The organism is Rubritepida flocculans DSM 14296 (genome assembly GCF_000425365.1).
GTDB classification, from domain to species: Bacteria; Pseudomonadota; Alphaproteobacteria; order Acetobacterales; family Acetobacteraceae; genus Roseococcus; species Roseococcus flocculans.
In genome coordinates this window covers 20,999-46,990 of record NZ_AUDH01000001.1, presented here as the reverse complement: position 1 = coordinate 46,990, position 25,992 = coordinate 20,999, and the positions used below count along the sequence as shown (strand labels likewise).

General features: G+C 73.5%; 23 protein-coding genes. 17 read left to right on the top strand and 6 right to left on the bottom strand.

What is annotated here, in order from left to right:
- Positions 1-8 precede the first annotated feature (8 nt).
- Positions 9-2,204: an ATP-dependent helicase gene (locus H596_RS0100230; RefSeq protein WP_027283174.1), complete on the bottom strand. Its 2,196-nt coding sequence runs from the start codon at positions 2,202-2,204 to the stop codon at positions 9-11.
- A 49-nt stretch (positions 2,205-2,253) separates the two neighbouring features.
- Here H596_RS0100230 and H596_RS0100225 point away from each other — a divergent pair, with 49 nt between their 5' ends.
- From H596_RS0100225 to H596_RS0100215, 3 genes are read left to right on the top strand one after another with little or no spacing between them, the layout of a single operon-like run.
- Entirely contained in the window at positions 2,254-3,198 is a 945-nt protein-coding gene (locus H596_RS0100225) for a hypothetical protein (protein ID WP_027283173.1), read from the top strand.
- A 54-nt stretch (positions 3,199-3,252) separates the two neighbouring features.
- The gene (locus H596_RS0100220) at positions 3,253-4,209 is read left to right on the top strand and encodes a tripartite tricarboxylate transporter substrate-binding protein (protein ID WP_051212195.1); all 957 of its coding nucleotides are present in this window, start codon (positions 3,253-3,255) and stop codon (positions 4,207-4,209) included.
- A 3-nt stretch (positions 4,210-4,212) separates the two neighbouring features.
- Complete coding sequence (locus H596_RS0100215) at positions 4,213-4,602, top strand: RidA family protein (RefSeq protein WP_027283171.1); 390 nt, start codon at positions 4,213-4,215, stop codon at positions 4,600-4,602.
- 12 nt (positions 4,603-4,614) lie between these two features.
- Here H596_RS0100215 and metF read toward each other — a convergent pair whose 3' ends face one another.
- On the bottom strand, positions 4,615-5,547 hold the full coding sequence (gene metF / locus H596_RS0100210) for a methylenetetrahydrofolate reductase [NAD(P)H] (protein ID WP_027283170.1): 933 nt from the start codon (positions 5,545-5,547) through the stop codon (positions 4,615-4,617).
- Between the two features lie 172 nt (positions 5,548-5,719).
- Between metF and H596_RS0100205 the strand changes: the two genes are divergently transcribed.
- The 9 genes from H596_RS0100205 (at position 5,720) to H596_RS0100165 (ending at position 16,158) form a co-directional block, all read left to right on the top strand.
- Entirely contained in the window at positions 5,720-6,532 is an 813-nt protein-coding gene (locus H596_RS0100205; protein ID WP_027283169.1) for an MlaA family lipoprotein, read from the top strand.
- Positions 6,529-7,146, top strand: coding sequence for an MlaC/ttg2D family ABC transporter substrate-binding protein (locus H596_RS0100200; RefSeq protein WP_027283168.1), 618 nt, complete (start codon positions 6,529-6,531; stop codon positions 7,144-7,146). Before H596_RS0100205 ends, H596_RS0100200 begins: the two co-directional genes overlap by 4 nt.
- 81 nt (positions 7,147-7,227) lie before the next feature.
- Positions 7,228-11,517 (top strand): DUF4011 domain-containing protein, encoded by a 4,290-nt coding sequence (locus H596_RS19380; protein ID WP_051212194.1) that lies wholly within the window; start codon positions 7,228-7,230, stop codon positions 11,515-11,517.
- The gene (locus H596_RS0100190; RefSeq protein WP_027283167.1) at positions 11,514-11,921 is read left to right on the top strand and encodes a VOC family protein; all 408 of its coding nucleotides are present in this window, start codon (positions 11,514-11,516) and stop codon (positions 11,919-11,921) included. Before H596_RS19380 ends, H596_RS0100190 begins: the two co-directional genes overlap by 4 nt.
- Before the next feature lie 14 nt (positions 11,922-11,935).
- On the top strand, positions 11,936-12,409 hold the full coding sequence (locus H596_RS0100185) for a glutathione peroxidase (protein ID WP_027283166.1): 474 nt from the start codon (positions 11,936-11,938) through the stop codon (positions 12,407-12,409).
- A gap of 60 nt (positions 12,410-12,469) precedes the next feature.
- The gene (locus H596_RS0100180; protein ID WP_027283165.1) at positions 12,470-13,111 is read left to right on the top strand and encodes a 3-oxoacid CoA-transferase subunit B; all 642 of its coding nucleotides are present in this window, start codon (positions 12,470-12,472) and stop codon (positions 13,109-13,111) included.
- Positions 13,108-14,202: an acyl-CoA dehydrogenase family protein gene (locus H596_RS0100175; RefSeq protein ID WP_027283164.1), complete on the top strand. Its 1,095-nt coding sequence runs from the start codon at positions 13,108-13,110 to the stop codon at positions 14,200-14,202. The genes H596_RS0100180 and H596_RS0100175 overlap by 4 nt, the downstream gene beginning before the upstream one ends.
- Positions 14,202-14,987 carry an enoyl-CoA hydratase/isomerase family protein gene (locus H596_RS0100170; protein WP_156909981.1) on the top strand — a complete coding sequence of 262 codons (786 nt, stop codon included), beginning with the start codon at positions 14,202-14,204 and terminating at the stop codon, positions 14,985-14,987. The genes H596_RS0100175 and H596_RS0100170 overlap by 1 nt, the downstream gene beginning before the upstream one ends.
- A 4-nt stretch (positions 14,988-14,991) precedes the next feature.
- Positions 14,992-16,158, top strand: coding sequence for an acyl-CoA dehydrogenase family protein (locus H596_RS0100165; protein WP_027283162.1), 1,167 nt, complete (start codon positions 14,992-14,994; stop codon positions 16,156-16,158).
- 26 nt (positions 16,159-16,184) lie between these two features.
- Here the strand turns inward: H596_RS0100165 and H596_RS19375 are convergent, their stop codons facing one another.
- Complete coding sequence (locus H596_RS19375) at positions 16,185-17,582, bottom strand: calcium-binding protein (protein WP_051212193.1); 1,398 nt, start codon at positions 17,580-17,582, stop codon at positions 16,185-16,187.
- A 154-nt stretch (positions 17,583-17,736) separates the two neighbouring features.
- Between H596_RS19375 and H596_RS0100155 the strand changes: the two genes are divergently transcribed.
- The 3 genes from H596_RS0100155 to H596_RS0100145 all read left to right on the top strand — a co-directional run bounded on the left by H596_RS0100155 (position 17,737) and on the right by H596_RS0100145 (position 21,705).
- The gene (locus H596_RS0100155) at positions 17,737-19,422 is read left to right on the top strand and encodes an AMP-binding protein (RefSeq protein ID WP_027283161.1); all 1,686 of its coding nucleotides are present in this window, start codon (positions 17,737-17,739) and stop codon (positions 19,420-19,422) included.
- 95 nt (positions 19,423-19,517) lie between these two features.
- Entirely contained in the window at positions 19,518-20,687 is a 1,170-nt protein-coding gene (locus H596_RS22635; RefSeq protein WP_051212192.1) for a hypothetical protein, read from the top strand.
- A 31-nt stretch (positions 20,688-20,718) separates the two neighbouring features.
- Entirely contained in the window at positions 20,719-21,705 is a 987-nt protein-coding gene (locus tag H596_RS0100145; protein WP_027283160.1) for a Bug family tripartite tricarboxylate transporter substrate binding protein, read from the top strand.
- Positions 21,706-21,750: 45 nt separating this feature from the next.
- Here H596_RS0100145 and apaG read toward each other — a convergent pair whose 3' ends face one another.
- The 3 genes from apaG to metZ are packed head-to-tail and all read right to left on the bottom strand — an operon-like array spanning position 21,751 to position 24,008.
- Positions 21,751-22,152: a Co2+/Mg2+ efflux protein ApaG gene (apaG, locus tag H596_RS0100140; protein WP_027283159.1), complete on the bottom strand. Its 402-nt coding sequence runs from the start codon at positions 22,150-22,152 to the stop codon at positions 21,751-21,753.
- Positions 22,149-22,760 (bottom strand): LysE family translocator, encoded by a 612-nt coding sequence (locus tag H596_RS0100135; protein WP_027283158.1) that lies wholly within the window; start codon positions 22,758-22,760, stop codon positions 22,149-22,151. The genes apaG and H596_RS0100135 overlap by 4 nt, the downstream gene beginning before the upstream one ends.
- A gap of 36 nt (positions 22,761-22,796) precedes the next feature.
- Positions 22,797-24,008 carry an O-succinylhomoserine sulfhydrylase gene (metZ, locus tag H596_RS0100130; protein ID WP_027283157.1) on the bottom strand — a complete coding sequence of 404 codons (1,212 nt, stop codon included), beginning with the start codon at positions 24,006-24,008 and terminating at the stop codon, positions 22,797-22,799.
- A 274-nt stretch (positions 24,009-24,282) separates the two neighbouring features.
- Between metZ and H596_RS0100125 the strand changes: the two genes are divergently transcribed.
- Complete coding sequence (locus tag H596_RS0100125; protein WP_027283156.1) at positions 24,283-24,612, top strand: Hpt domain-containing protein; 330 nt, start codon at positions 24,283-24,285, stop codon at positions 24,610-24,612.
- Positions 24,612-25,979 carry a sigma-54-dependent transcriptional regulator gene (locus H596_RS0100120; protein WP_027283155.1) on the top strand — a complete coding sequence of 456 codons (1,368 nt, stop codon included), beginning with the start codon at positions 24,612-24,614 and terminating at the stop codon, positions 25,977-25,979. Before H596_RS0100125 ends, H596_RS0100120 begins: the two co-directional genes overlap by 1 nt.
- The last annotated feature ends 13 nt before the right edge of the window (positions 25,980-25,992 follow it).

Sequence of the window (25,992 nt, the reverse complement as noted above, 5' to 3'; positions counted from 1 at the left end):
GGCCTGCCTCATGCGGGCTCGACGAAACGGTCGAGCACGCGCTTCGGATCGCCCTTCTCGAAGGCGATGTCGAGGCGGTCCTCCTCGATGGCGGTGATGCGGCCGTAGCCGAACTTCTGGTGGAAGACGCGCTGCCCCACGGCGAAGGGGGCGGCGCGCGCAGGGCGCTCGGCCACTTCCCAGGGCCCGGCCTCGATCACGCGCGGGCGGCGAGAGGCGATCAGCGGCCCGCCGCCGAAGACGGAATGGGGCAGGTGCGGCGCAGGCGCCTCGCCCTCGCGCACCACCTCCTCGGGCGGCAGCTCGTCGAGGAAGCGCGAGGGGATGGTGCTGGTCCAGTTGCCGTAGATGCGGCGGTTCGCGGCGTGGCTGATGATGCAGCGCCGCCGCGCGCGCGTGATGCCGACATAGGCGAGGCGGCGCTCCTCCTCCAGCGCCTTCGCGCCGCCCTCGTCGAGGCTGCGCTGCGAGGGGAAAAGCCCTTCCTCCCAGCCCGGGAGGAACACCATGTCGAACTCGAGGCCCTTGGCGGCGTGCAGCGTCATCAGCGAGACGCGTGCGCCCTCGGCCGCCTCGTCGTTCTCCATCACCAGCGCGATGTGTTCGAGGAAGGCGGCCATGCTGCCGAACTCGGCCATGGCGCGCAGCAGCTCCTTGAGGTTGTCCAGCCGGCCCGCGGCCTCGGGGCTGCGGTCCTGCTTCCACATCTCGGTGTAGCCGCTCTCCTCCAGCACCTGCTGCGCCACCACCACATGGCCCTCGCCATCGAGGCCGGCGCGCCAGCGCTCGAGCCCCTCCAGCAGCTCGCGCAGCGCGGCGCGCGGCTTGGGGCGCAGCGCCTCGGACTGCAGCAGCCCCTGCGCGGCGAGGCGCAGCGGCACGCCCTGCTCGCGCGCTGCGCGGTGCAGCGCGGCGAGCGCCGTCTCGCCCAGCCCGCGCTTGGGCACGTTGACGATGCGCTCGAAGGCGAGGTCGTCCGCGGGGTTCATCATGGCGCGGAAATAGGCCACCGCGTCGCGGATTTCCAGGCGCTCGTAGAACTTCGCGCCGCCGAAGACGCGATAGGGGATGCCGAGCGCGATCAGCCGCTCCTCGAAGCTGCGCGTCTGGAAGCCGGCGCGCACGAGGATGGCGATCTCGCCCAGGTCCTGCCCCTCGCGCCGCGCCGCCTCGATGCGCGCGCCCACCATGCGCGCCTCCTCCTCGCTGTCCCACAGCGAGACGACGCGGATCTTCTCGCCCTCCGCATCGCCGCGCCCGGGGCGCAGCGTCTTGCCGAGGCGGCCTTCGTTGCGCGCGATGAGCCCCGAGGCGGCGGCGAGGATGGGGCGCGTGGAGCGGTAGTTGCTCTCCAGCCGCACGATGCGCGCGCCGGGGAAATCCTTCTCGAAGCGCAGGATGTTCTCGATCTCCGCGCCGCGCCAGGAGTAGATGGACTGGTCGTCGTCGCCCACGCAGCAGATGTTGCGGTGGCCCTGCGCGAGCAGCCTGAGCCAGAGATACTGCACGAGGTTCGTGTCCTGGTACTCGTCCACCAGGATGTAGCGGAACAGCCGGTGGTAGCGCGCCAGCACCTCGGCGTCCCCGCGCAGGATCTCGGTCATGTGCAGCAGCAGGTCGCCGAAATCCGCGGCGTTGAGCGCGGCGAGCCGCGCCTGGTAGGCGGCGTAGAGGGCCTCGGCGCGGTGGTTCGCGTAGTCGCTGCTCTCGGCGGCGGGGATGCGCCCGGGCGGCAGGCCGCGATCCTTCCAGCGCTGGATGATGCCCATCAGCCCGTTCACCGGCCAGCGCTTGAGGTCCACGCCCTCGGCCTCCATCACCTGCTTCAGCAGCCGGGCCTGGTCGTCGGGGTCGAGGATGGTGAAGTCGGGCCTGAGGCCCGCGAGCTCCGCGTGCCGGCGCAGCATGCGCGCGGCGAGCGCGTGGAAGGTGCCGAGCCACAGCCCCTCCACCGGCCGGCCGAGGATGGCGCCCACGCGCTCGCGCATCTCCCGCGCCGCCTTGTTGGTGAAGGTGACGGCGAGCACCTGGTGCGGCTGGGCGCGGCCCGTCATGAGCAGATGCGCGAAGCGCGTGGTCAGCACGCGCGTCTTGCCGGTGCCCGCGCCGGCGAGCACCAGCAGCGGGCCGTCGAGCGTTTCGACCGCCGCGCGCTGCTCGGCGTTGAGGCGGGCGAGGTAGTCGGGGGCGGGGGTTGCCGTCACGCCCCGCCCTATAGAACATCGCGACGAGCCTCACCACACGCGCGCCGCCTTGCTCCTTCCGCTTCGCCTCTTCCTCGAATGGTCGGCCCGCCATGGCGCCGCGCTGCTCGCCATCGGCATCTTCGTGGGGCTGCTGCTGCCGCCGCTCGCCGCCCTGCTGCGCGACGTGATGACGCCGACGGTGGTGGTGCTGATGACGCTGGTGCTGCTGCGGGTGGACCCGGTGCAGGTGCTCTCTTACCTGCGGCGGCCGCTGCTGGTTCTGACGCTGCTGCTCTGGCTGCTGCTGGCCTGCCCGATGCTGGCCTGGGCGGCGGTGAGGGCGGCGGGGCTGGAGGGGCCGCTCGCGGCGGGGCTGGTCATCATGGCCACAGGCTGCGCCGCCACCTCTTCTCCGGCCTTCGCGCGGCTGGTGGGGCTGGATGGCGAGATCGCGCTGGTCGCGGCCGTGCTCTCCACGCTGCTGGTGCCCTTCACCGCGCCGCCGCTGGCGCTCGGGCTGATGGGGATCGACCTCGCCATCTCCCTGCAGGGGCTGATGATCCGCCTCGCCCTGGTGGTGGGGCTGCCCCTGCTGCTCTCCATCCTGCTGCGCCGCGCGCTGGGGCCGGGGCGGCTGGCGGCCTGGGGCCCTTCGGTGGACGGGGCGGTGGTGCTGGTCGTGGTGCTCTACGGCTTCGGCGTGATGGACGGGATGCAGGCGAAGCTGCTGGCCGAGCCGGGCTTCGTGCTGGCGGGCCTCGCGCTCGCCTTCCTGGGCAGCTTCGCGCTGAATCTCGCCACCGCGCTCGCTCTCTGGCCGGCGGGGGCGCGGGTGGCGCTCTCGGCGGGGCTGCTCTCGGGCAACCGCAACATGGCGCTCTACCTCGCCGTGCTGCCCGCGGCGACGGACCGGGACATCCTGCTCTTCTTCGCGCTGTGCCAGTTCCCGCTCTTCCTCAGCCCCTTCCTGCTGCGGCCGGTGTATCGGCGCATCGGCGCGCGTCTCGCTTGACCGGGGCGCGGGGCGGGCCGCAGGCTTGCCTCCGGCCATCAGAGGATGCCCGCCATGCGCCTGACCCGCCGCGCCGCCGCCCTGCTGCCGCTCGCCCTTCCCGCCATGGCGCAGTCCTGGTCGCCCAGCCAGCCGGTGCGCGTCATCATCCCCTTCCCGCCGGGCGGCACCATGGACCCGGTGGTGCGCCTCGCGCAGAACTTCCTGCAGCAGGATCTGGGCCAGCCCGTGGTGATCGACCATCGTCCGGGCGGCGCGACGGTGGTGGGCACGGTGGAGCTGCAGCGCGCGGCGCCGGACGGCCACACGCTGCTGATGATCGCCAACAGTTTCGCGGCGAACGTCACGCTGCGGCCCAACACGCCCTACAACGCGCTGCGGGACTTCGCGCCGATCATCATGGCGACCGTGGTGCCCCATGTGCTGGCGGTGCACCCCTCGGTGGCGCGGGATTTCCCGGCCTTCCTGGAGGCGGGGCGGCGGCCGGGGGCGGGGCTCTCCTTCGGTTCCTACGGCATCGGCACCTCGAACCATCTCGGCGGCGAGCAGTTCCGGGAGATGGCGCGCCTCAACGCCGTGCATGTGCCCTACACGGGCAGCGCCCAGGCGAACACGGACCTCATCGGCGGGCGCATCCAGTTCATGTTCGCCAACCTGCCGGACATGATCCAGCCCGCGCAGCTCGGCCAGATCGCGCCCGTCGCCATCTCCAACGAGACGCGGGTGCGCGAGCTGCCGCAGACGCCGACCATGACGGAGGTGGGCTTCCCGCTCGTGCTCTCGGATTCGTGGTTCGGCCTGATCACCCGCGCCGAGGTGCCCGCGCCGGCGCGCGCGCGGCTGGAAGCGGCCTGGGCCGCCGCCCTCGCGCGGCCCGAGGTGCGCGGAAGGCTGGAGGAGCAGGGCTTCACCGTGCTCGCGCGCCCCTCGGCGGCCTTCGGCGCCGAAATCCGCCGCTATGCCGAGACCTACGCGCAGGTGATACGCGCCAACAACATCACGGTGAACTGAGCGATGACGCCGCTCGAGCACATCCAGCCGGCCGACCAGTTCAAGGTGCAGGCCCCGCTCTCGCCCGCGGTGAAGTGCGGCAACCTGCTCTGGATCTCCGGCATCCCCGCCTATGACGCGGAAGGCCGGCTCGCGGTGGGCGACTTCACCGCCCAGATGAACCAGGTGATGGCGAACATCACCGGCATCCTGAAGGAGGCCGGCGGGGACTGGAGCCGGGTGACGAAGGTGAACGTGTTCCTCACGCGGCGCGAGGATTTCGAGGAGATGAACCGCATCTACGCGGCGCATTTCCCCGATGGGAAATACCCCGCGCGCACCACCTGCATCGTCTATTCCCTGCCGCGCCCGAACTTCCTGCTGGAGATCGAGTGCGTGGCGGTGCTGGGCTGATCCGCCCGGCTTTCACCCCTGCTTCGGCCGGGCGCCCAGGATGTGGGCGATGGCGTAGGTCAGGTCCGGGCGGTTGAGCGTGTAGAAGTGGAACTCGTCCACGCCGTTCGCCTGCAGCAGGCGCACCTGCTCTGCGGCGACGGTGGCGGCCACCATGCGGCGCGTGCCCTCGTCCTCCTCCAGCCCCTCGAACAGCTTCTCGAGCCAGGCGGGCACGCTCGCGCCGCACATGGCCGAGAAGCGCTTCACCTGCGCGAAGTTCGAGACGGGCAGGATGCCCGGCACGATCGGCACCGTGATGCCCTTGGCCAGGCAGCGGTCGAGGAAGCGCAGATACACGTCCGTGTCGAAGAAATACTGGGTGATGGCGCGCGTGGCGCCCGCGTCGATCTTGCGCTTCAGGAAGTCGAGGTCGGAGTCCGGGGAGAGCGCGGCCGGATGCGTCTCGGGATAGGCGCCCACGCTGATGTCGAAATCGGCGATGCGGCGCAGGCCGCGCACCAGATCCTCCGCCTGGGCGTAGCCGCCGGGGTGCGGCTCGTAGCGCGCCGCGCCGGCCGGCGGGTCGCCGCGCAGGGCGACGATGTGGCGCACGCCGGCCGCCCAGTAGTCGCGCGCCACCTCGTCCACCTCCTCGCGCGTCGCGCCCACGCAGGTGAGGTGGGCGGCGGGGGTGAGCGAGGTCTCCTTGACGATGCGCGCCACCGTCTCATGGGTGCGCGCCCGGGTGGAGCCGCCCGCCCCGTAGGTGACCGAGACGAAGCGCGGCCCGAGCGGTTCGAGCCGCCGGATGCAGGCCCAGAGATCCTGCTCCAGCTTCTCGTTCTTCGGCGGGAAGAACTCGAAGGAGAGCTTGGGCGGGGGCATCTCGGCGTGGCTGGGCAGCGGGCCCACGCGGGGGCCGGTGAGCCAGCGCTGGAGGGTGTTGGGCGGCGGCGTGTCCATGCGCGGGGAATGGGGCCGGCGGGGCGGGAAGGCAAGGGGCGCGGGCCGCAACCGTTCCGCCCCTTGCGGTGCGCCGCGCCCGGGGGTGTAAGGTGGGGCCGAGCGATTCGCCCCGAAGGCGGGCCCGCCCGCCCCCGGGCCGGCGGCCCCAGGACAAGGTCTCGACGCGCCCATGCGCTTTTCACCCGCCCTTGCGGCCCTGCTTCTCCTGTTCACGCTCGGCGCCTGCGCCACGCGCCCGCCGGCGAGCGACCCCGAGGCGCTGGCCGAGTTCCTCGAGACGAACGACCCGCTGGAGCCCGCCAACCGCGCCGTCTATGCGGTGAACGGGGTGCTGGATGCCGCGGTGCTGCGGCCCGTCGCCGTCGCCTACCGATGGGTGCTGCCCCAGCCCGTCCGCACCGGGGTGCGCAACGTGCTGGGCAATCTGCGCGGGCCCACCATCCTCGCCAATGACCTGATGCAGGGCGAGATGCAGCGCGCCGGCATCACCGGCGCGCGCTTCCTCATCAACTCCACCCTCGGCGTGGCCGGCGTGTTCGACGTGGCGGAGCGTCACTTCGGCCTGCGCGGCCACAGCGAGGATTTCGGCCAGACCCTGGCCGTCTGGGGCGTGCCCGAGGGGCATTACCTCTACGTGCCCGTGCTCGGCCCCACCAACTCGCGCGACCTGATCGGCTTCGGCGTGGATTCGGTGCTGAGCCCCTGGTTCTGGTTCGGCCAGGGCGCGGCGGTGGAGGCGCTGCGCTACAGCCGCGTGGGCGTGACGGTGGTGGACGCGCGCGAAGGCGTGCTCGACACGCTCGACCAGATCGAGCGCACCTCGCTCGACCCCTACGCCGTGATCCGCAGCGGCTACCGCCAGCGCCGCGCCGCCGAGATCGCCAACACCGGCTTCCAGGCCCCGGAGGCCGCCTTCGGCACCGGCATCGGCGTCGGCCCCGGCCTTCCCTCCCCCCGCAGAGAGGGCGCCCCCGCCCGATGACCGCCCGCCATCGCCTCTCCCGCCGCGCCCTGCTGGCGCTGCCCGCCGCGCTCGCGCCCCTCGCCGCCCGCGCGCAGCACATGGACGCGCAGCGCGCCACGGCCTTCATCCAGAGCACGGGCGAGGAGCTCGTCGCCGTGCTCAACAGCAACGCCCCGGTCGCCGAGCGCCGGGAACAGGTGGCCGCCATCCTGCGCCGGGCGGTGGACATTGAGGGGACGGGCCGCTTCATCCTCGGCCGCTGGTGGCGCGTCGCCACCCCGGCCGAGCAGCAGGAATATCTGCGCCTGTTCGAGGAGAGCCTGATCCGCAACCTCGCCTCGCGCTTCGGCGAGTTCCAGGGCGTGCGCTTCTCCATCGGCCGCAGCCAGGCGCGCACCGAGGAGGATGTGCTCGTCACCACCCTGGTCGAGCGGCCCAACACCGCGCCCCTGACGCTGGACTGGCGCGTGGCGGAGGTGGGCGGCCAGCCGAAGATCGTGGACCTGGTGGCGGAGGGCAGCTCGCTGCGCCTCACCCAGCGCAGCGAATACAGCAGCGTGATCCAGCGCGGCGGCAACCAGGTCTCGGCGCTGCTCGCCGCCATGCGGGCGCAGAACGAGCGGCTGCGGTGACCGGGCCGGCGCGCCACGGCGCGCTTCCGGTCGGGAACGATTTCGGGGAGAACGGACGGCGCCGCGCCCTGGGATAGCCCCATGACCCTCGCCGCCCCGCTCGCCGCCGCCCGCCGCGCGCTGCTCGACCTCTCCACGCGCAACCGGCTGCTGGCGCTGCCCGCCACGCGCCGGGCGCGCGGCGTGATCCGCCTGGCGGACGAGGAGGCGGGCTTCGTGGTGGCGCAACTTGCCGCCGGCAGGGCCTTCGGCTTCGAGGCCGCGGGCGCCGAGGAGGCGGCGAAGCCCCGGCGCGGCCGCGCCAGGGCCGAGGGCGTGGCCACCGCCAGCGCCAGCGCCACGCCCGAGCAGTGGCGGCGCGATTCCAACCTGCGCAGCGCCCTGCCCCCGGAGGAGCTGGCCCGCCGCCTGCGCGAGCTGGTGAACGACGCGCGCAGCGCCCGCGAGGAGAGCGGCGTGGCCGCGCTCTTCCTCGCCGTGGGCATCCTCACCTGGTTCGATCCGGCCACCCCCGGCACGCCGCGCGAGGCGCCGCTCGCCCTCATCCCCGCCACGCTGGAGCGCGAGGGCGTCTCCAACCGCTACCGCCTGCGCGCGAACCCGGAGGAGGCGGTGGAGAACCTCTCGCTGCGCGAGAAGCTCGCCGTCGAGTTCCGCATCGCGCTGCCCGAGTTCGGCGAGCACGACCCCGCGCGCTGGGCCGAGGCGGTGGCGGCGGCGGTGGCCGGGCGCGAGGGGTGGTCGGTGGATGCGGACGGGCTGGCGCTCGGCCTCTTCGCCTTCTCGGAATTCCTGATGTGGCGGGATCTCGATCCCGAGACCCATCCGGGCCTGCTCGCGCACCCGCTGCTGCGCCGCCTGCTCGACCCCGCCCCGCCGCCGCCCGAGCCGCCGCCCTTCGCCGACGACGCGGATGTGGACGCGGAAATCCCCGTCGAGCGGCTCGATCACGTGCTGGAGGTGGACGGCAGCCAGGCCCTGGCCGCCGAGGCGGTGCGGCGCGGCCATTCCCTGGTGATCCAGGGCCCGCCCGGCACGGGCAAGAGCCAGACCATCGTGAACATCCTCGCCCAGGCGGTGCTGGACGGGCGCAGCGTGCTCTTCGTGGCCGAGAAGGCCGCCGCGCTGGAGGTGGTGAAGCGCCGGCTCGAAACGCTCGGGCTCGGCGCGGCGGTGCTGGAGCTGCACAGCGAGAAGACCGGCAAGCGCGCCGTGCTGGACGATCTGCGCGCCACCCTCGCCCTGCCCCCGCCGCCGCCCCGCGCGCGCGAGGAGGCGATCCAGCGGCTCGGCGATCTGCGCGGCCGGCTCAACCGCCACGCGGCGGCGATGCGCGCGCGCGTGGGCGCCTCCGGACTGGCGGCGCAGGAGGTGATCGCCCGGCTCGCGCGGCTGCGCGCGGCGGGCGAGGCGCCGCCGCCCTTCACGCTGAACGCCGCCGGCTGGGACGGGGCGCGCATCCGCGCCCTGCGCGCGGCGGCGCGGGAGCTGGGCGCGCAATCCGCCGGCGCGCGCAGCCCCTGGCGCGGCGTGCGCGCCGATCTCGACGCGCTGGCCGCCGACCGGCTGCTGGCGGCGCTGCCCCGTGCGCTTCGCGTGCTCGCCGCCGCCCCAGGTACCCTGGCCGAGGCGCGCGCGGCCGTGGCCGCCGAGGCCTTGCGCGCCGAGGCCCCGATGCGCGTGAAGGATCTCCCCGCCGCCCGCGCGCGCCTTGCGGATCTGCGGCTGGTCGAGGCCGCGCGGCAGGATCCGCGCTTCCTGCCCGGCGCGCTGGAGGTGGCGGGGCTCGCCGAGGCGCGCGCCACCCTGGCCAGGCCGGGCGGGCTGCTCGGCTTCCTCGACGGCGCGCGGCGCGCGGCGCAGGCGCGGCTCGCCGCCGCCCTGCGCGACCCCGCGGACGACGCGGCGCTCGAGGCGCTGCTCGCCGCCCAGGCCGCCGCGGCGCGGCTCGGCCCCGGGCCGGACGCGGAAGCCCTGGCGCGCGACATCGCCTGGATGGAGGAGCACGCCGCCGCCCTCGCCACCCCGCCGCCGAGCGAGGCGCAGCGCGCCGCCCTCGCCGCCTGGGCCCCGCTGGCCGAAGCGAGCGGCCACGCCTTCGACGGGCCCTGGGGCGCGCTGGCCGAGACCCTCGCCGCCTGGGCCGCCGCGCCCGAGGCGCTGGCCGAGTGGCAGGGCTGGGCGCGCGCGGTGGCGGCCGCGCCCGAGCTCGCCCCGCTCGCCGAGGCGCTGGAGCGCGGCGCCCTCCCGCCCGAGCGCGCCGAGGCCGCCTTCGACTTCGCCCTGCACGAATCCCTGCTGCGCCTCCTGTTCCGCGAGCAGCCGAGCCTCGCCGCCTTCGACGGCGCGGAGGCCGACCGTCTGGTGGCCGATTTCCGCGCCGCCGACGCGGCCCGCGTGCGCCTCGCGCGGGCGGAGGCGGCGGCCGTGCTCGCCCATCGCGTGAAGGCGCTGCGCGAGGGCGAGGCCCCCGCCGCGCTCGCCTTCCTGCGCGGCGAGTTCGAGAGGAAGCGCGGCCACGCGCCGGTGCGCACCCTGCTCTCCCGCGCCGCGCCGCTCATCCGCAAGGCCAAGCCGATCTTCATGATGAGCCCGCTCAGCGTCGCGCAGTTCCTCGCCAACCCGCACCACGCCACCCAGCCCGGCTTCCCGGAGTTCGACCTGCTGGTGATGGACGAGGCCAGCCAGATCGAGCCGGTGGACGCGCTCGGGGCCATCGCGCGGGCGAAGCAGCTGGTGGTGGTGGGCGATGACCGGCAGATGCCGCCCACCCGCTTCTTCCAGCGCATGACGGAGGAGGCGGAGGAGGCGCCCGAGGAGGAGGAGAAGGCGCTGGAGGCGCGCGACGTGGAGAGCATCCTCGGCCTCGCCAACGCCCGCGGCATCCCGCGCCTGATGCTGCGCTGGCACTACCGCAGCCGGCACGAGAGCCTGATCGCCACCTCCAACCGCGAGTTCTACGAGGACCGGCTGCTGGTGCTCCCCTCGCCGCGCCCGCGCAGCCCCGCCCTCGGCCTCTCGCTGGTGCGCGTGAACGGGCGTTTCGTGGGCAGCGCCAACGCCGAGGAGGCGCGCGCGGTCGCCGAGGCCGTGCTGCGCCACGCGCGCGAGACGCCGGGCGACACGCTCGGCGTCGCCGCCTTCTCGGTGACGCAACGCGACGCCATCCTCGAGGCGGTGGAGCGGCTGCGCCGCGACAGCCCCGACACGGAGGCGTTCTTCGCCGCCCACCCGGCCGAGCCCTTCTTCGTGAAGAACCTCGAGAACGTGCAGGGCGACGAGCGCGACGCCATCATGATCTCCGTGGGCTACGGGCGCGGGCCGGACGGCAAGCTCGCCATGCGCTTCGGCCCGCTCTCCAACGAGGGCGGCGAACGGCGGCTCAACGTGCTCATCACCCGCGCGAAGAAGCGCTGCATCGTGTTCAGCGGCATCGGCGCGGAGGAGGTGGACACGGAGCGCGCGAAGGGCCGCGGCGTGGCCGCCCTCAAGACCTTCCTCGCCTTCGCCGCGGGGGAGGAGGCGCGACGCCTGGCGGGCGAGGAGGCCACGCCCCTCGCCGCGCTGATCGGGGAGCTGGTGGCCGAGGCGGGGCGCGAGCCGGTGGCGCGGGTGGGCCTCTCGGGCCTCTTCCTCGACGTGGCGGCGCGCGGCCCCGAGGGCTTCGAGCTCGGCGTGGAGCTGGACGGGCTCGACTGGGCCGCGCTGCGCTGCGCGCGCGACCGCGACCGCGGCCGGCAGATGGCGCTGGAGGGGATGGGCTGGCGGCTCGCGCGCTCCTGGTCGCTCGACTGGCTGAACCGGCCCGAGGCCGCGCGCGCCGCGCTGCGCGCCGCGCTGGGCGTGGCGGCGCCGCCCGCCCCCGCCGGCCCGGCCGTGCCGGAGACGGGCCTCGCCGCGCCCTATGCGGAAGCCGTCTGGGAAACCCCGCCGCGCAGGCGCGCCGAGTGGACGGAGATGATGCTCGCCATCCTGCGCACCGAGGCCCCGGTGCACCGCGAGGCGATCCTGGAACGCGCGAAGCTGCTCGCGGGCGCCGCCTTCGACGCCGCCGAGGCGCAGGGCGCGCTGCGCGAAGCGCAGCTCCTGCACGGCGCGCTGGAGGAGGGCGGCTTCTGGCGGCTGGAGGACACGCCGCCCGCAACGCCGCGCGACCGCCGCGCCGCCGCCGCCCATCTGCGCCGCCCCGCCATGGTGCCGCCCGCCGAGATCGAGGCCGCCGCGCGCGCCCTGCTTGCGCTCACGCCGCGCGCGAGCGAGGAGGAGCTGGCCGCCGGCGTGGCGCGCCTGCTCGGCCTCGAGGCCAACGCCCACCCCGCCATCGCCGCCCGCCTCGCCGTGCTCGCCGCCCAGGGACGCCTCACCGCATGAACCGCCCCGCCCCCGCCCAGCAGGTCACCTTCCTCTACGCCGAGGATCCCGCCCCCTCCTGGCGCTTCTACGAGGAGGTGCTGGAACTGCCCCTGGTGCAGGACCAGGGCACCTGCCGGATCTACGCCGCGGCCGAGGGCGATCGCGCCTTCCTCGGCGTCTGCCGGGCCCGCGCGCCGCGGGCCTCCGACAATCCGCGCGTGCAGGGGGGCGTGGTGTTCACCTTCGTGACACCGGAGGTCGAGGGCTGGCACGCCTTCCTCAAGGCGAGGGGCGTGGCGGTTCCGCCCGCGCCCGAGTATTCCGAGACCTATCGCGTGACGCATTTCTTCGTCACCGACCCGGCCGGCTATCTCATCGAGTTCCAGCGCTTCGAGCGGCCGGACTGGCCGGCGCCGCGCTGAGGCGGGAGGATCCCATGGGCTTCTACGATTTCACCGCCACGCGCAACGATGGCAGCACCCAGTCGCTGGCGGATTACCGCGGCAAGGTGGTGCTGGTGGTGAACACCGCCTCGAAATGCGGCTTCACGCCGCAGTACAAGGGCCTGCAGGCGCTCTACGAAAGCCACGGCCCGCGCGGGCTCGAAATCCTCGCCTTCCCCTGCGACCAGTTCGGCCACCAGGAGCCGGGGACGGATGCCGAGATCGCCGCCTTCTGCGAGAAGAATTTCGGCGTCACCTTCCCGCTCTTCGCCAAGATCGAGGTGAACGGCCCGCGCGCGCACCCGCTCTACGCCTGGCTGAAGGCCGAGAAGGGCGGGCTGCTCACCAGCGGCATCAAGTGGAACTTCACCAAGTTCCTGCTCGACCGCGAGGGAAGGGTGCGCGGCCGCTTCCCCCCCACCACCACCCCCGCGGCGCTCGCGAAGGAGGTCGAGGCGCTGCTGTAGCCGCGTCTGGACCGCGCCCGCGCCCGGGCCTACCCTCCGGCCCGTCCGGAGGAGATCGCCATGACGCCCTTTTCCCGCGCCCAGATGGCCGCAAAGGCCGCCGCCGACATCCCCGAGGGCTGGGTGGTCAATCTCGGCATCGGCATCCCCACCCTGATCGCCGACCATGTGCCGCTGGAGCGCGAGGTGATCTTCCAGTCGGAGAACGGCGTGCTCGGCATGGGCCCCGCGCCGGAGAAGGGCCGCGAGGATCCCTGGCTGATCAACGCCGGCAAGCAGATGGTGACGCTGCGCCCCGGCGGCTCCTTCTGCCACCACGCCGACAGCTTCGCGATGATCCGCGGCGGGCACATCGACCTCTGCGTGCTCGGCGGCTTCGAGGTGGCCGAGAACGGCGACCTCGCGAACTGGGCCACCAGCGAGAACGACACCGCCCCCGCCGTGGGCGGCGCGATGGACCTCGCGGCCGGCGCGAAGCGCCTGTGGGTGGTGATGGAGCACACGACGAAGGACGGCCGCCCCAAGCTCGTGCGGCGCTGCGGCTATCCGCTCACCGCGCTCGGCAACGTCTCGCGCGTGTACACCAACCTCGCGGTGCTCGACATCGTGCCCGGCCTCGGCTTCGTGGTGCGCGACATCGTGGAGGGCATGAGCCTCGAGGAGCTGCAGGCGAAGACCGAAGCGCGGCTGCACACGGCATGAGCGCCGCCGGCATCGCGCCCTTCGACGAGGAGCGCCTCGAGAGCATCTCCATGATCCGCGACAGCGCGCGCGGCCTGCTGGGGGCGGACCTCGCCCGCGTGCGCGCGCTGCGTTTCACCGAGCCGGGCTTCGACCCCGCGAAGCTGGCCGAGATGGGCCAGGCGGGCTGGATCGGCCTCGCCGTGCCGGAGCAGGCGGGCGGCGCGGGGCTCGGCATGGGCGAGGCGGTGGCGCTGGCCGAGGAGCTGGGCCGCGCCCTCGCGCCCGAGCCGGTGATCCCGCTCATGCTGTCCGCGCATCTGCTGGCGGCGGCGGGCGAGGAGACGGTGCTGCCGCTGGTGCTGGCCGGGGAGGCGGTGGCGCTCACCGCCTGGCAGGACCGCGCGAACACGCTCGAGCCCGCGGCCAGCGCGGACGGCGCGCGGCGCTTCGTGCCGATGGGCGCGGGCGCCAGCCATTTCCTCTGGCCCGTGCGCGAGGGCGGGCGCGTGGCGCTGCACCTTCTGGTGCGCGACATGACGGAGGTGACGAACGAGACGACGCAGGATGGCGGGCACCTCTCCACCGTGCGGCCGGAACCCTTCGTGGGCCACGGCCCGGGCAGCCACATCGCCGACGACATCGGCGAGGCGCTCGCCGAGGGGCTGGACCGCGCCGCGCTGCTGACGGCGGCGGCGCTGCTCGGCGGCATGGAGGCCGCCTTCGCCATGACGCTCGACTACCTCCGCACGCGCCAGCAGTTCGGCAGGGTGATCGGCAGCTTCCAGGCGCTGCAGCACAAGGCGGCGGATGCGAAGATGCAGGTGGCGCTGACCCGCGCGGCGGTGGAGCAGGCGGCGGCCGCGCTGGACGCGGGCGCGACGGGCGATGCGGCGCGCGCCCTTGTCTCCCGCGCCAAGGCGCGGGCGAGCGAGGCGGGGATGCTGGTGCAGCAGGCCTGCCTGCAGCTTCACGGCGGCATCGGCTACACCGACCAGTACGATGTGGGGCTCTACCTGCGCCGGGCCATGGTGCTGGCCCCGGCCTTCGGCGGCGCGGCGCTGCACCGCCGCCGCTTCCACGCCCTCACCCCCGAGACGGAGGACGCCTGATGGACGGCGCGGAGAGCACGGCGCGCATGCGCATCATCGAGGAACGGGACGGGCCCGTCATGGTCCTCACCCTCGACTACCCGGCGCGGCGCAACGCGCTCGCCGTTCCGCTGCGCGTGGAGCTCGAACAGGCGCTGGAGCGCGCCTCGGCCGATGGCAGCACGCGCGCCATCGTGCTGACGGGCAGCGAGGGCGTCTTCTCCGCGGGCGGCGACATCTCGGGCATGAACATCGCCACCGCCCATGAGGGGCGCGAGCGCATGCGCCGCACGCATCGCCTGGTGCGGCTGCTGGCGCGCGGCAACCTGCCCGTGGTGGCGGCGGTGGAGGGCTGGGCGGTGGGCGCGGGGCTCTCGCTCGCGCTGCTCTGCGACACCATCGTGGCGGCGGACGACGCGCGCTTCATGGCCGGTTTCCACAAGATCGGCCTGATGGCCGATATGGGGCTCCCCGCCACCCTGCCCGCGCGCATCGGCGCGGGCCGCGCGCGCGACATGCTGCTGCACCACACGCAGTATCTCGGCACCGAGGCGCAGCGCATCGGCCTCGTGGACTATGTGGTGCCGAAGGGGAAGGCGCTGGAGGTGGCGCTCGAAAAGGCGCGCTTCCTCGCGCAGGAGGCGCCGCTGCCCATCGCCTACACGAGGCAGTGGTTCGCCGAGGAGCTGGAGCGGGCGCTCGCGCGCGAGGCGGATTGGCAGGCCGCGCTCTTCGTCACCGAGGACCACAAGGAAGGCCGCGAGGCCTTCCTCTCCAAGCGCAAGCCGGTGTTCCGGGGGCGCTGACGCCATGAACGCCATCACCCCCCGCGAACCGCTCGACCTCGACGCCATGCCGGACGAGGCCTTCCGCCTGCACATCCGCGCCTGGATCGAGGAGAACTATCCGCCGGAGCTGCGCAACCCTCCGAAGCGCCTGCACTGGGAGGAGAACAAGGTCTGGTATCTCAAGCTGGCCGAGAAGGGCTGGCTCTGCCCCGGCTGGCCGCGGGAATACGGGGGCCTCGGCCTCTCGCCCGCCAAGCAGATCATCTTCACCGAGGAGCTCGAGCGCTGGGGCTGCGCCCGCTGCAACGACCACGGCATCATCATGCTGGGCCCGCTGGTCATCCGCTACGGCACGGAGGAGCAGAAGCAACGCTTCCTGCCGAAGATCCTGACCGGCGAGCACATCTGGTGCCAGGGCTATTCCGAGCCCAACAGCGGCTCCGACCTCGCCTCGCTGCGCACCGAGGCGGTGGACATGGGCGACCACTACCTCGTCAACGGCCAGAAGATCTGGACCACGCTGGCGCAGGACGCGAACTGGATCTTCCTGCTCGTGCGCACCGACAAGACGGCGAAGAAGCAGGAGGGGATCTCCTTCCTGCTGGCCGACATGACCTCGCCCGGCATCACCGTGCGGCCGATCGTCAACCTCGAGATGCACGACGAGTTCTGCGAGGTGTTCCTCGACAACGTGAAGGTGCCGAAGGAGAATCTCGTCGGCCAGCTCAACAAGGGCTGGGACATGGCGAAGGCGCTGCTCTCCTTCGAGCGCATCTACCTCGGCTCGCCCCGCCAGTCGGCCTATGCGCTCGCCAGGCTGCGCCAGCTCGCGGAGAAGATGGGCGTGGCGGATGATCCGCTCTTCGCCGAGCGCTACGCCCGCCACCGCGCCGATCTCGAGGATCTCAAGGCGCTCTACGCGCGCTATGTGGCGGTGCTGAAGCAGGGGCGGCCGCTGGGCGCGGATGTCTCGCAGCTCAAGGTGATCCAGTCCGAGCTGTTCCAGCGCATCACCGAGACGGCGCTGGAGGTGGCGGGCGAGAACGCCGCGCTGTTCGGCCCGATGGAGGGCAACCGCCACCTCAACCCCGGCGCGCTCTACATCCAGGCGCGGCCCACCTCCATCTACGGCGGCACCAACGAGATCCAGCGCAACATCCTGGCGAAGAACGTGCTGGAGCTGCCCTGAACCGGCCGGCGGTCACGCCGGGCGGATCAGGCGAAGATGAGCTGGTCCACCAGCGCGGCGGCCGTCATGTTGAAGACGATGACGCCGCCATTCCCGCCCTGGGCGAGGGTGGAGATCTGCACGTAGTCCGCGTGGTCGGTGAAGACGAGCTGATCCGGGCGCAGGCCCTCGAAGCGCAGGTAGTCGAAGTTCCACGGCCGGTAGGCCAAAGGCACGTCGGAGACGGCGACCTGCTTGCCGAAATCCATCACGTAGTCGAAGACGCCGATCTCGAAATCCTCCGCGCGGAACCAGAACACGTCATTGCCCATGCCGCCGTAGAGGATGTCGCTGCCGCGCCCGCCGAGAAGCTGGTCGTTGGATTGCGGCCAGCCATGCCAGGGATCGCCGCCGGAGCGGTCGCCGCGGAGGATGTCGTTGCCGTCCATCCCGAAGAGCCAGTCGTCGCCGTCCAGGCCGCGCAGCTCGTTCGCGCCGTCGTCGCCCACCAGCCAGTCGGCGAAGCGGCTGCCCTCGATCTTCTCGACGGAAACGAGGCGGTCGCCCTCCGCATCCCCGCCGAAGCCGAGGCCGTGGTTGAGGAACACGACCACCGCCGCCGGGGAATCATACCAGGAGGCGGTGTCGATTCCCGCGCCGCCGTCCAGCCAGTCCATCCCGCCGCCGCCGTGCAGGTAGTCGTCGCCCGCGCCGCCGAACAGCGCGTCGTTTCCCGCCACGCCGGCGAAGGCGGGCCAGCTTCCGGGCACGCCATCGCCCCAGAGGCGGTCATCGCCATCCTCGCCGAACAGCACGTCGTCCCCGCCCTCGCCGACCGCGAAATCATCGCCGGCGCCGCCGTAGAGCCAGTCCCGCGCGTTGTCGTCGCCATAGCTGCCTGGCGTGATGGTCTCCGAGACGGGCACATCCTCGCCATCCACGCGCGGCAGGCCGATGTAGGTGTCGGTCGTGCCGTCCCAGGCGTAGCGCACGGTGAAGCTGCCGCCGTTGTTGCCGTTGCCCCACAGGATGTCGTTGCCCGCGCCGCCCACCAGCACATCCGCCCCGAGGCCGCCGTGCAGCTCGTCGTCGCCGCTGCCGCCGTCGAGACTGTCGCCGCCGCTGCCGCCGAAGAGCGCGTCCCGGCCGCCGCTGCCGAACAGGCTGTCATTCCCCGAGCCGCCGAAGAGGCGGTCGTTGCCGTCCTGCGCGCCTTCCGTGCCGGCGTCGTCGCCGTGCAGCACGTCATCGCCCGCATCGCCGATCAGCACATCCGCGCCGCCGCCGCCCACCAGCGTGTCGTCGCCCGTGTTGCCCAGCGCGTAGTCGTCGCCGAGGCCCGCCTCCACCAGGAAGGGGCCGAGGCCGAGCGTGCCGGTGTTCAGCCGGAACACCTCGCTGCGCGCGCCGACTCCGACGAAATGCGTGGCGCTGAGGGCCGTCATTGCCTGCCTGTCCCCGTTCGATTCCTTTCCATGGGCAGCTTGGATCGCGCGGTGGGGGGGGGATCAAGCGCGGCCCGGTTCCCCCGCGCCTGGCGCTCGACTAGGCTCCGCCGCGAAGGGCGCGCCAGCCGCCCGCACCGAGGGGAGGCCCGCCATGTCCGTCGCCGCGTTCCAGCAGGCCCGCGACCTGCTCTTCGCCTGCCGGGGCGACTACCCGCGCGCGAAGGCCGCCTTCCGCTGGCCGGAGATGGCGGAGTTCAACTACGCGCTGGACTGGTTCGACGGCGTGCTGGCGCAGGGCGAACAGGGCGGGCGCGAGGCGCTGCGCATCGCGGGCCCGGGCGCGGCGCGGCGCAGCTTCGCCGAACTCTCGGCGGATTCGAACCGCGTGGCGAACGGGCTGCGCGCGCTCGGCGTGCGGCGGGGGGACCGCATCCTGCTCATGCTCGGCAATGTCGTGCCGATGTGGGAGGCGATGCTGGCCGCGATGAAGCTCGGCGCGGTGGTGATCCCGGCCGCCACGCTCCTCACCCCGGCCGACCTCGCCGACCGTTTCGCGCGCGGGCGCGTGCGCCACGTCATCGCCGCCGCCGGCGAGGCGCAGAAGTTCGAGGGGCTCGATCCGGGCGTGACGCGCATCGCGGTGGGCGGCGCGCCGGGCTGGCACGACTACGACGCGCTGCGCGCGCATCCGGCGGAGTTCCTCCCCGACGGGCCGACCCCGGCGCGCGACCCGCTGCTGCTCTATTTCACCTCCGGCACCACGGCGAAGCCCAAGCTCGTGCTGCACGACCAGTGCTCCTACCCCGTCGGGCATCTCGTCACGATGTACTGGCTCGGGCTGCGGCCGGGGGATCTGCACCTGAACATCTCCTCGCCCGGCTGGGCGAAGCACGCCTGGTCCTGCCTGTTCGCGCCGTGGAACGCGGGGGCGGCGGTGTTCATCAACAATCAGCCGCGCTTCGACGCGGCCGGCACGCTGGAGGCGATCGCGCGCGAGGGCGTGACCACCTTCTGCGCCCCGCCCACCGTCTGGCGCATGCTGGTGCAGCAGGAGATGGGGCCCTTCCGCGGCGCGCTGCGCGAGCTCTGCTCGGCCGGGGAGCCGCTGAACCCCGAGATCATCGCGCAGGTGGAGAAGGCCTGGGGCCTGACCATCCGCGAGGGCTACGGCCAGACCGAGACGACGCTGCAGGTGGGCTATTTCCCCGGCATGGCGGTGAAGCCCGGCAGCATGGGCCTGCCCGCGCCGGGCTACGACATCCGCCTCCTTGGCCCCGACGGCGCGGAGGCGGAGAGCGGCGAGCTCGCCCTCGCGCTCGCCCCGCCCCCGCTCGGCCTCATGCGCGGCTACCAGCAGGAGGATGGCGGCATCGCGCCCCCCGGCGACGGCCGCTTCTACCGCACCGGCGACGTCGCCGAGCGCGACTCGGAGGGCCATCTCAGCTACGTCGGCCGCGCGGACGACGTGTTCAAGGCGAGCGACTACCGCATCTCGCCCTTCGAGCTGGAAAGCGTCCTGATCGAGCACCCGCAGGTGATCGAGGCCGCGGTGGTGCCCGCGCCCGATCCGGTGCGGCTCGCCGTGCCCAAGGCCTTCCTCGTGCTCGCCCCCGGCGTGAACGATGAGCGCGCGGCCATGCTCTCGGTGTTCCGGCACCTGCGCGCGCGCCTCGCCCCCTTCAAGCGCCCGCGCCGGCTGGAGGTGATGGAGCTGCCCAAGACCATCTCGGGCAAGATCCGCCGCGTGGAGCTGCGCCAGATGGAGGAGCGCCGCTTCCGGGCCGGCGAGCGCCCCGCCGCCGAGCACCGGGAGGAGGATTTCCCCGAACTGACGTGACGCGCCGCATGGACGCCGTGCAAGAAGCCTGCTTTCGTCAGGGCAATGGGGAATCGCCCGTTCCGGGCGGCTTCCGCAACAGGGAGACGTGGCTGATGACGATGATGCGCGCGGCGCCGCTCGCCGCGATCCTGGCGCTGGGCGCCGCCTCCTCCTCCGCCCGCGCGGCGGCGAACGACTTCGACGGAACCTGGCAGTTCACCCTGACCTGCTCGGCCAACACCATCACCCGCCAGCCCGGCTACACCGAGCGCTTCACCGCCGAGGTGAACGAGGGCGCCTTTCGCCACTCCCGCGCCACGCGCCCGGCCGAGGGCCCGCCGCAGCTCGACCGCTGGCAGGGCAGCGTGCAGAACGGCCGCATGGCCGTGCTGGTGGAATCGCAGCGCGGCAGCCAGCGCTGGATGACGCGGCTGGAGGGCGCGGCCGTCAGCCCCGTGCAGTTCGAGCTGCAGGGCGGCACCTTCGTCTCCGAGGACCGCCAGGTGCGAAGCTGCCAGCTCAGCGCCAGCCTCACCCGGCCCGCGCCGCAGAGCCTCGCCGCCACGGCGCTGACCCGCATGGCCCAGGTGGCCGCGGTGGTGCAGGAGCTGACGAACCGCCTCGCCGTCGCGCAGCAGGACATGGAGCGCCTGCGCGCCGAGGCGCAACAGACCGAGGACCGGCTGCAGACCGAGCTCGACTTCGCCCGCTTCGAGGGCAACGCCATGCGCACCGAGCTCGACCAGCGGGCGCAGCAGGCGGCCCAGGCGGCGCAGCAGATCGCCGCGCTGACCGCCCGCGCCACCCAGGCAGAGCAGGCGGCGCAGGCCGCCGCCGCCCGCGCCGCCCAGGCCGAGGCCGCCGCCACCGCCGCCCGCGCCGAGGCCGCCCAGGTCGCCCAGGCGCGCGACGCTGCCGCCGCCCGCGCCGCCCAGGCCGAGGCCGCCGCCGCCGCCGCCCGCGCCGAGGCGGCCCAGGCCGCCCAGGCGCGCGACGCCGCCGCCGCCCGCGCCGCCCAGGCCGAGGCCGCCGCCGCCGCCGCCCGCGCCGAGGCCGCCCAGGCCGCCCAGGCGCGCGACGCCGCCGCCGCCCGCGCCGCCCAGGCCGAGGCCGCCGCCGCCGCCGCCCGCACCGAGGCCGCCCAGGCGGCCGCCCAGGCGCGCGAGGCGGCCGAGCGCGCGGCCCGCGCCGAAGCCGCCGCGGCCACGCTGCGCGCCGAGCTCGAACAGGCCCGCCGCGCGCTGGCGGAAGCCCAGGCCGCGCCGCCCGCGCCGCGCCAGTAACCCGCCCAGGGAAGAGGGAGGACACAAGAAGATGACGACGCTCCACCGCCGCCTGCTGCTGGGGGGCGCCGCGGCCGCCCTCGCCGCGCCCGCGCTGCGCGCGCAGGGAAGCTGGAACCCCACCCGCCCCATCACCCTCGTCGTCGGCTTCCCCCCCGGGGGGCAGACGGATTTCGCCGCCCGCGTGATCCAGAACGGCATGCAGAACGCGCTCGGCGTGCCGGTGGTGATCGACAACCGCGGCGGCGCGGGCGGCAACATCGGCACCGAGGCGGTGATGCGCGCCCGGCCGGACGGCTACACCATCCTGGCCGGCAACTCCTCGCCCATGACGATCAACCCGCACACCATGGACGGGATGACGATCGACCCGCGCGAGATGGTGGCCATCGGCCTCGCGCTGCAATCCTCGCTCATCCTCTGCGCCCATCCCTCGATGAACGTGCGCAACCTCGCGGAGCTGCGCGCCTGGATCGCGCGGCAGCCGCGCGGCTCCATCAACTACGGTTCGGCCAGCGCGGGCAGCCTGACGCACATCGCCATGGAGCTGTTCCGCGAGCGGATCGGCCGGCCGGAGATGACGCACATCCCCTATCGCGGCTCCGGCCCCGCCATGCAGGACTTCATCGCCGGCCGCTTCTCGCTGATGTTCGACGGCGCCTCGGTCGTCGCGCCCTTCCTGCAGGACAACCGCCTGCGCGGCGTGCTGGCGACGGGGCGCGAGCGCAGCCCCGCCTTCCCCGACATCGCCACCGCCGCCCAGCAGGGGCTGACGGAGTTCACCTTCTACGCCTGGATCGGCCTCTTCGCGCCGCGCGGCACGCCGCCCGAGGTGGTGGCGCGCCTCAACGCCGCGCTCAACGCCGCGCTTGCCGACCCCGCGACGCGCGAGCGCATGACGAGCCGCGGCGACGAGCCGGGCGGCGGCACGCCCGAGCAGATGGCGCAGATGATGGCCGAGGACTACGCGCGCTGGCAGCGCGTGGTGCGCGAGAACAACATCCGCGCGGAGAGCTGAGGCGCCGTTTTCTTCTTATACGCGCGGCATCGCATGCCGCCCGGATCAGTGCAGCCCGCCCGACTGGTGCGGGCTGTCGAGGGAGAAGGCCGGCACCTCGGCGTCGAAGGCCTCGCCCGTGCCGGTCACCACCATGTGGTAGGCGCCGCGCATGAAGCCCGAGGGCGTGGGCAGCGGCGTGCCCGAGGTGTATTCGAAGCTCTCGCCCGGTTCGAGCACCGGCTGCTCGCCCACCACCCCCTCGCCGTGCACGCGCAGCGTCCGGCCCTGCGCGTCGGTGATCAGCCAGGTGCGCTTGAGAAGCTGCACCGTCTCGCGCCCCTCGTTCGCGATCTCGACCTTGTAGGCCCAGACGTAGCGGCCTTCCTCCGGGTCCGACTGGTCGGCCAGGTAGAAGCTGCGCACCGTGACGCGCACGCCGCGCGTGGTGGCGCTGTAGGGCGTCATGCCCGGCGCATCGCCGCGGTGGCGAGGCCCGCGCCGATCAGCACGCCCCCGCCCAGCCGGTTCACGCCGCGCCGCAGCGCGGGCCGCGCCACCGCGCCGGAAAGCCGGCCCGCCAGCAGCGCATAGGCCAGGGCGTTCAGCGCGGCGAGGGTGACGAAGCTCGCCACCAGCACCAGGGCCTGCGGCGCGAAGGGCGCGGCGGGGCTGACGAACTGCGGCACGAAGGCCACGAAGAAGGCGATGCTCTTGGGGTTCAGCGCCGTCACCACATAGGCGTCGCGCAACGCGCGGCGCGCGATGAGCGGCGGCGCGGCGGCCGCCTCCACCGGCGCGCGCCACAGCCTCACGCCCAGCCAGACGAGATAGGCCGCCCCCGCCCATTTCAGCACCGTGAAGGCGGTGGCCGAGGCGGCGAGCAGCGCCCCGAGCCCGGCCAGCGAGAGGCTCATCGCCGTCAGGTCGCCCAGCGCGACGCCGGCCACCAGCGGCAGCGCCCGCCCCCGCCCCGCGCCCAGCGACTGGCCGATGACGAGCAGGATGGTCGGCCCCGGGATGACGAGCATCGCGGCGGAGGCGAGGAGGAAGGCGATCCAGGTCTCGAGGCTCATGGCGCGGAGATCACCACAGCCCCGCGCCGCGCGCCACTACTCCGCCGCGCGCGCCGCACCCGCGGGAATCGCCTCCAGCGCCTGGGCGAGATCCTCGATCAGGTCCGCAACGTCCTCGAGCCCGACGGAGAGCCGCACCGTGCCGTCGGTGATGCCGAGCCGCGCGCGCTCCTCCGCGCCGATGCGCATGTGCGTCGTCGTCGCGGGATGGGTGGCGAGGGATTTGGAATCGCCCAGGTTGTTCGAGACATCCACGAGCCGCAGCGCGTTCATGAAGGCGAAGCAGGCGCCCTTGCCGCCATGGATGTCGAAGGTGACGAGCGTGCCGCCCGCGCCCATCTGGCGCAGCGCCAGCGCGTGCTGGGGATGGTCGGCCCGGAAGGGGTAGAGCACGCGCGCCACCTCCGGCCGCTCGGCCAGGAAATCGGCGATGGCGGCGGCGTTGCGGCACATCTGGTCCACCCGCAGCTTCAGCGTCTCCAGCCCCTTCAGGATCACCCAGGCGTTGAAGGGCGACATGGCGGGGCCGGTGTTGCGGATGAAGGGCTGCAGCACCTCGTCCACCCACTTCCGCGTGCCGAGCACCGCCCCGCCCAGCACACGGCCCTGCCCGTCCATGTGCTTGGTGCAGGAATAGACGACGACATCGGCGCCCTGCTCCAGCGGGCGCTGCAGCAGCGGCGTGGCGAAGACGTTGTCCACCACCACCATCGCCCCCGCCCGCTTCGCCAGGCGGCAGACCGCCCCCACGTCCACCAGCTCGAGCATGGGGTTGGAGGGGCTCTCCAGCAGCACCATGGTGGCGGGGCGGCTCAGCGCCGCCTCCCACTGCGCGAGGTCCGCGCCGTCCACGAAGACGCTCTCGATGCCGTAGCGCGGCAGCAGGGTGGAGACGATCCAGTGGCAGGAGCCGAACAGGGCGCGGCTGGCCACCAGCCTGTCCCCCACCTTGAGGTGGGAGAGCAGCGCGGCATGGACGGCGGCCATGCCCGTGGCCGTGAGGCGGCAGGCCTCCGCGCCCTCCAGCGCGGCCAGCCGCTCCTCCAGCATGGTGAGGGTGGGGTTGCCGAAGCGGCTGTACTGGTAGCGGGCGATCTCGTTCCGGAAGGTCGCCTCCGCCTGCTCGGCGCTGTCATAGACGAAGCCCGAGGTGAGAAAGAGCGCCTCGGCCGTCTCGCCGAAGGGGGTGCGGTTCAGCCCCCCGCGCACGAGCAGCGTGGCGGGGCGGTGGCGGCGGGTCTCGGACATGTGAACACCTCGAATCGCACGGGCGTCCGGCACCCTGGCCCGGGTGCGGCGGCCCTTCGCCGATTCGCGGCGGCGCGGGCGCCCTCAGCCGTTTAGCGCGCTTGTTTTCCGCCCCCCTCCATCGCCGATGGAGCAGGAACGGCCCGACGACCGGGACCTCGCCGCAAGCTGGCCGGACAAATCACGAGGGTGCGCCCCGTTAGTCCCGCCTCCGCGCCGGGTCAAGCCGCGCGGCGATTGACGCGGCGCGGAGGCGGTGGGAACCCTTGCGGCGATGAGCAGCCTCGACCCCCAGATCTCCCGGCAGTTGCGCGAGGATCTCGCGCCCTCGGTGCTGCGCAGCGTGGTGCAGACCTTCGAGCGCGATGTCGGCCGGCTGGCGCAGGAGCTTCTGGCCGCCGCCCGCGCCGGCGACGCCGCGGCCTATCAGCGCGCGGCGCACAGCATCGCGGGCGCGGCGTCGGCCGTGGGCGCGAGGGCGCTGGAGCGCGAGGCGCGCCTCGCCATGGACCCTGCCCAGCCCGAGCCGCCCAACATCCTTCTGCCGCGCCTGATGCGCGAGGCGCAGGCGGCCATCGCGGCGCTGAAACAGATGCTCGGCTGATGCGCGCGCGGGTTCTCCTCGTCGAGGACACGCCGACCGAGGCGGAGATCGCCAAGGCCCATCTCGCCGCCTTCGGCCATGAGTGCCGCCACGCCGCCACGGTGGCCGAGGCGCTGCGCATCGCCGCCGAATGGCCCTGCGACGCGGTGCTGATCGACCTCCAGCTTCCCGACGGCACGGGCTTCGAGCTGATGCGCGCCCTGCGCGCGGCGGGCCACGGGGCGGTGCTGATCGTGATCACCGTCAACGCCTCGCTCAACACGGCGGTGGAGGCGATGCGCGGCGGCGCCTTCGACTTCATCGCCAAGCCCTACACCCGCGCGCGCCTGCAGGTGACGCTCGACAACGCGCTGGAGACGCGCCGCCTGCGCGCCGAGCTGGAGGAGGCGCGCGCGCAGCTCGGCCGCGGCAGCTTCTTCGGCTTCGTCGGCGCCTCGCCGGCCATGCAGGCGGTCTATCGCACCATCGAGAGCGTCGCCGCCTCCAAGGCCAGCGTCTTCATCACGGGCGAGAGCGGCACCGGCAAGGAGCTGGCGGCCGACGCCATTCACCGCGCCAGCCCCCGCGCCCGCGGGCCCTTTGTGGCGCTGAACTGCGCCGCCATCCCGAAGGATCTGCTGGAGAGCGAGATCTTCGGCCATGTGAAGGGCGCCTTCACCGGCGCGACCGAGAATCGCGCGGGCGCTGCGAAGCAGGCCGATGGCGGCACGCTGTTCCTGGACGAGATCGGCGAGATGCCGATGGACATGCAGGTGAAGCTGCTGCGCTTCCTCCAGCTCGGCACCTTCACCCCCGTCGGCGGCACGCGGGCCGAGAAGGTGGATGTGCGCATCATCGCGGCCACCAACCGCGACATCCGAGCCGAGGTCGAGGCCGGCCGCTTCCGCGAGGATCTGTTCTACCGCCTCTATGTGGTGCCCATCGAGATGCCGCCGCTGCGCGAGCGCGGCGAGGACGTGCTGCTGCTGGCGCGCCATTTCCTCGAGCTGTTCAGCCGCGAGGAGGGCAAATCCTTCCGCGACTTCGACGAGGAAGCCGCGGCCGCCATCGCGCGCGACCCCTGGCCCGGCAATGTGCGCCAGCTCCAGAACGTGATCCGCAACGTGGTGGTGCTGCATGACGGGCCGCTGGTCACGCGCGCCATGCTGCCCGCGCGCCTGTTCCAGCCCCCGCCGCGCGAGGCCGCGCCGCGCGAGGCCCCGCTCCCCGCGCCAGGCCCGGTGGAGCCGCTCGCCGTGGTGGAGAAGAAGGCCATCCTGGCCGCGCTGGAGCACACCGGCCAGGACGTGCCGCGCGCTGCGGCGCTGCTGGACGTGAACCCCAGCACCATCTACCGCAAGCTCGCCGCCTGGAAGAAGGCGGGCTGAGCGCCGCTGCCCG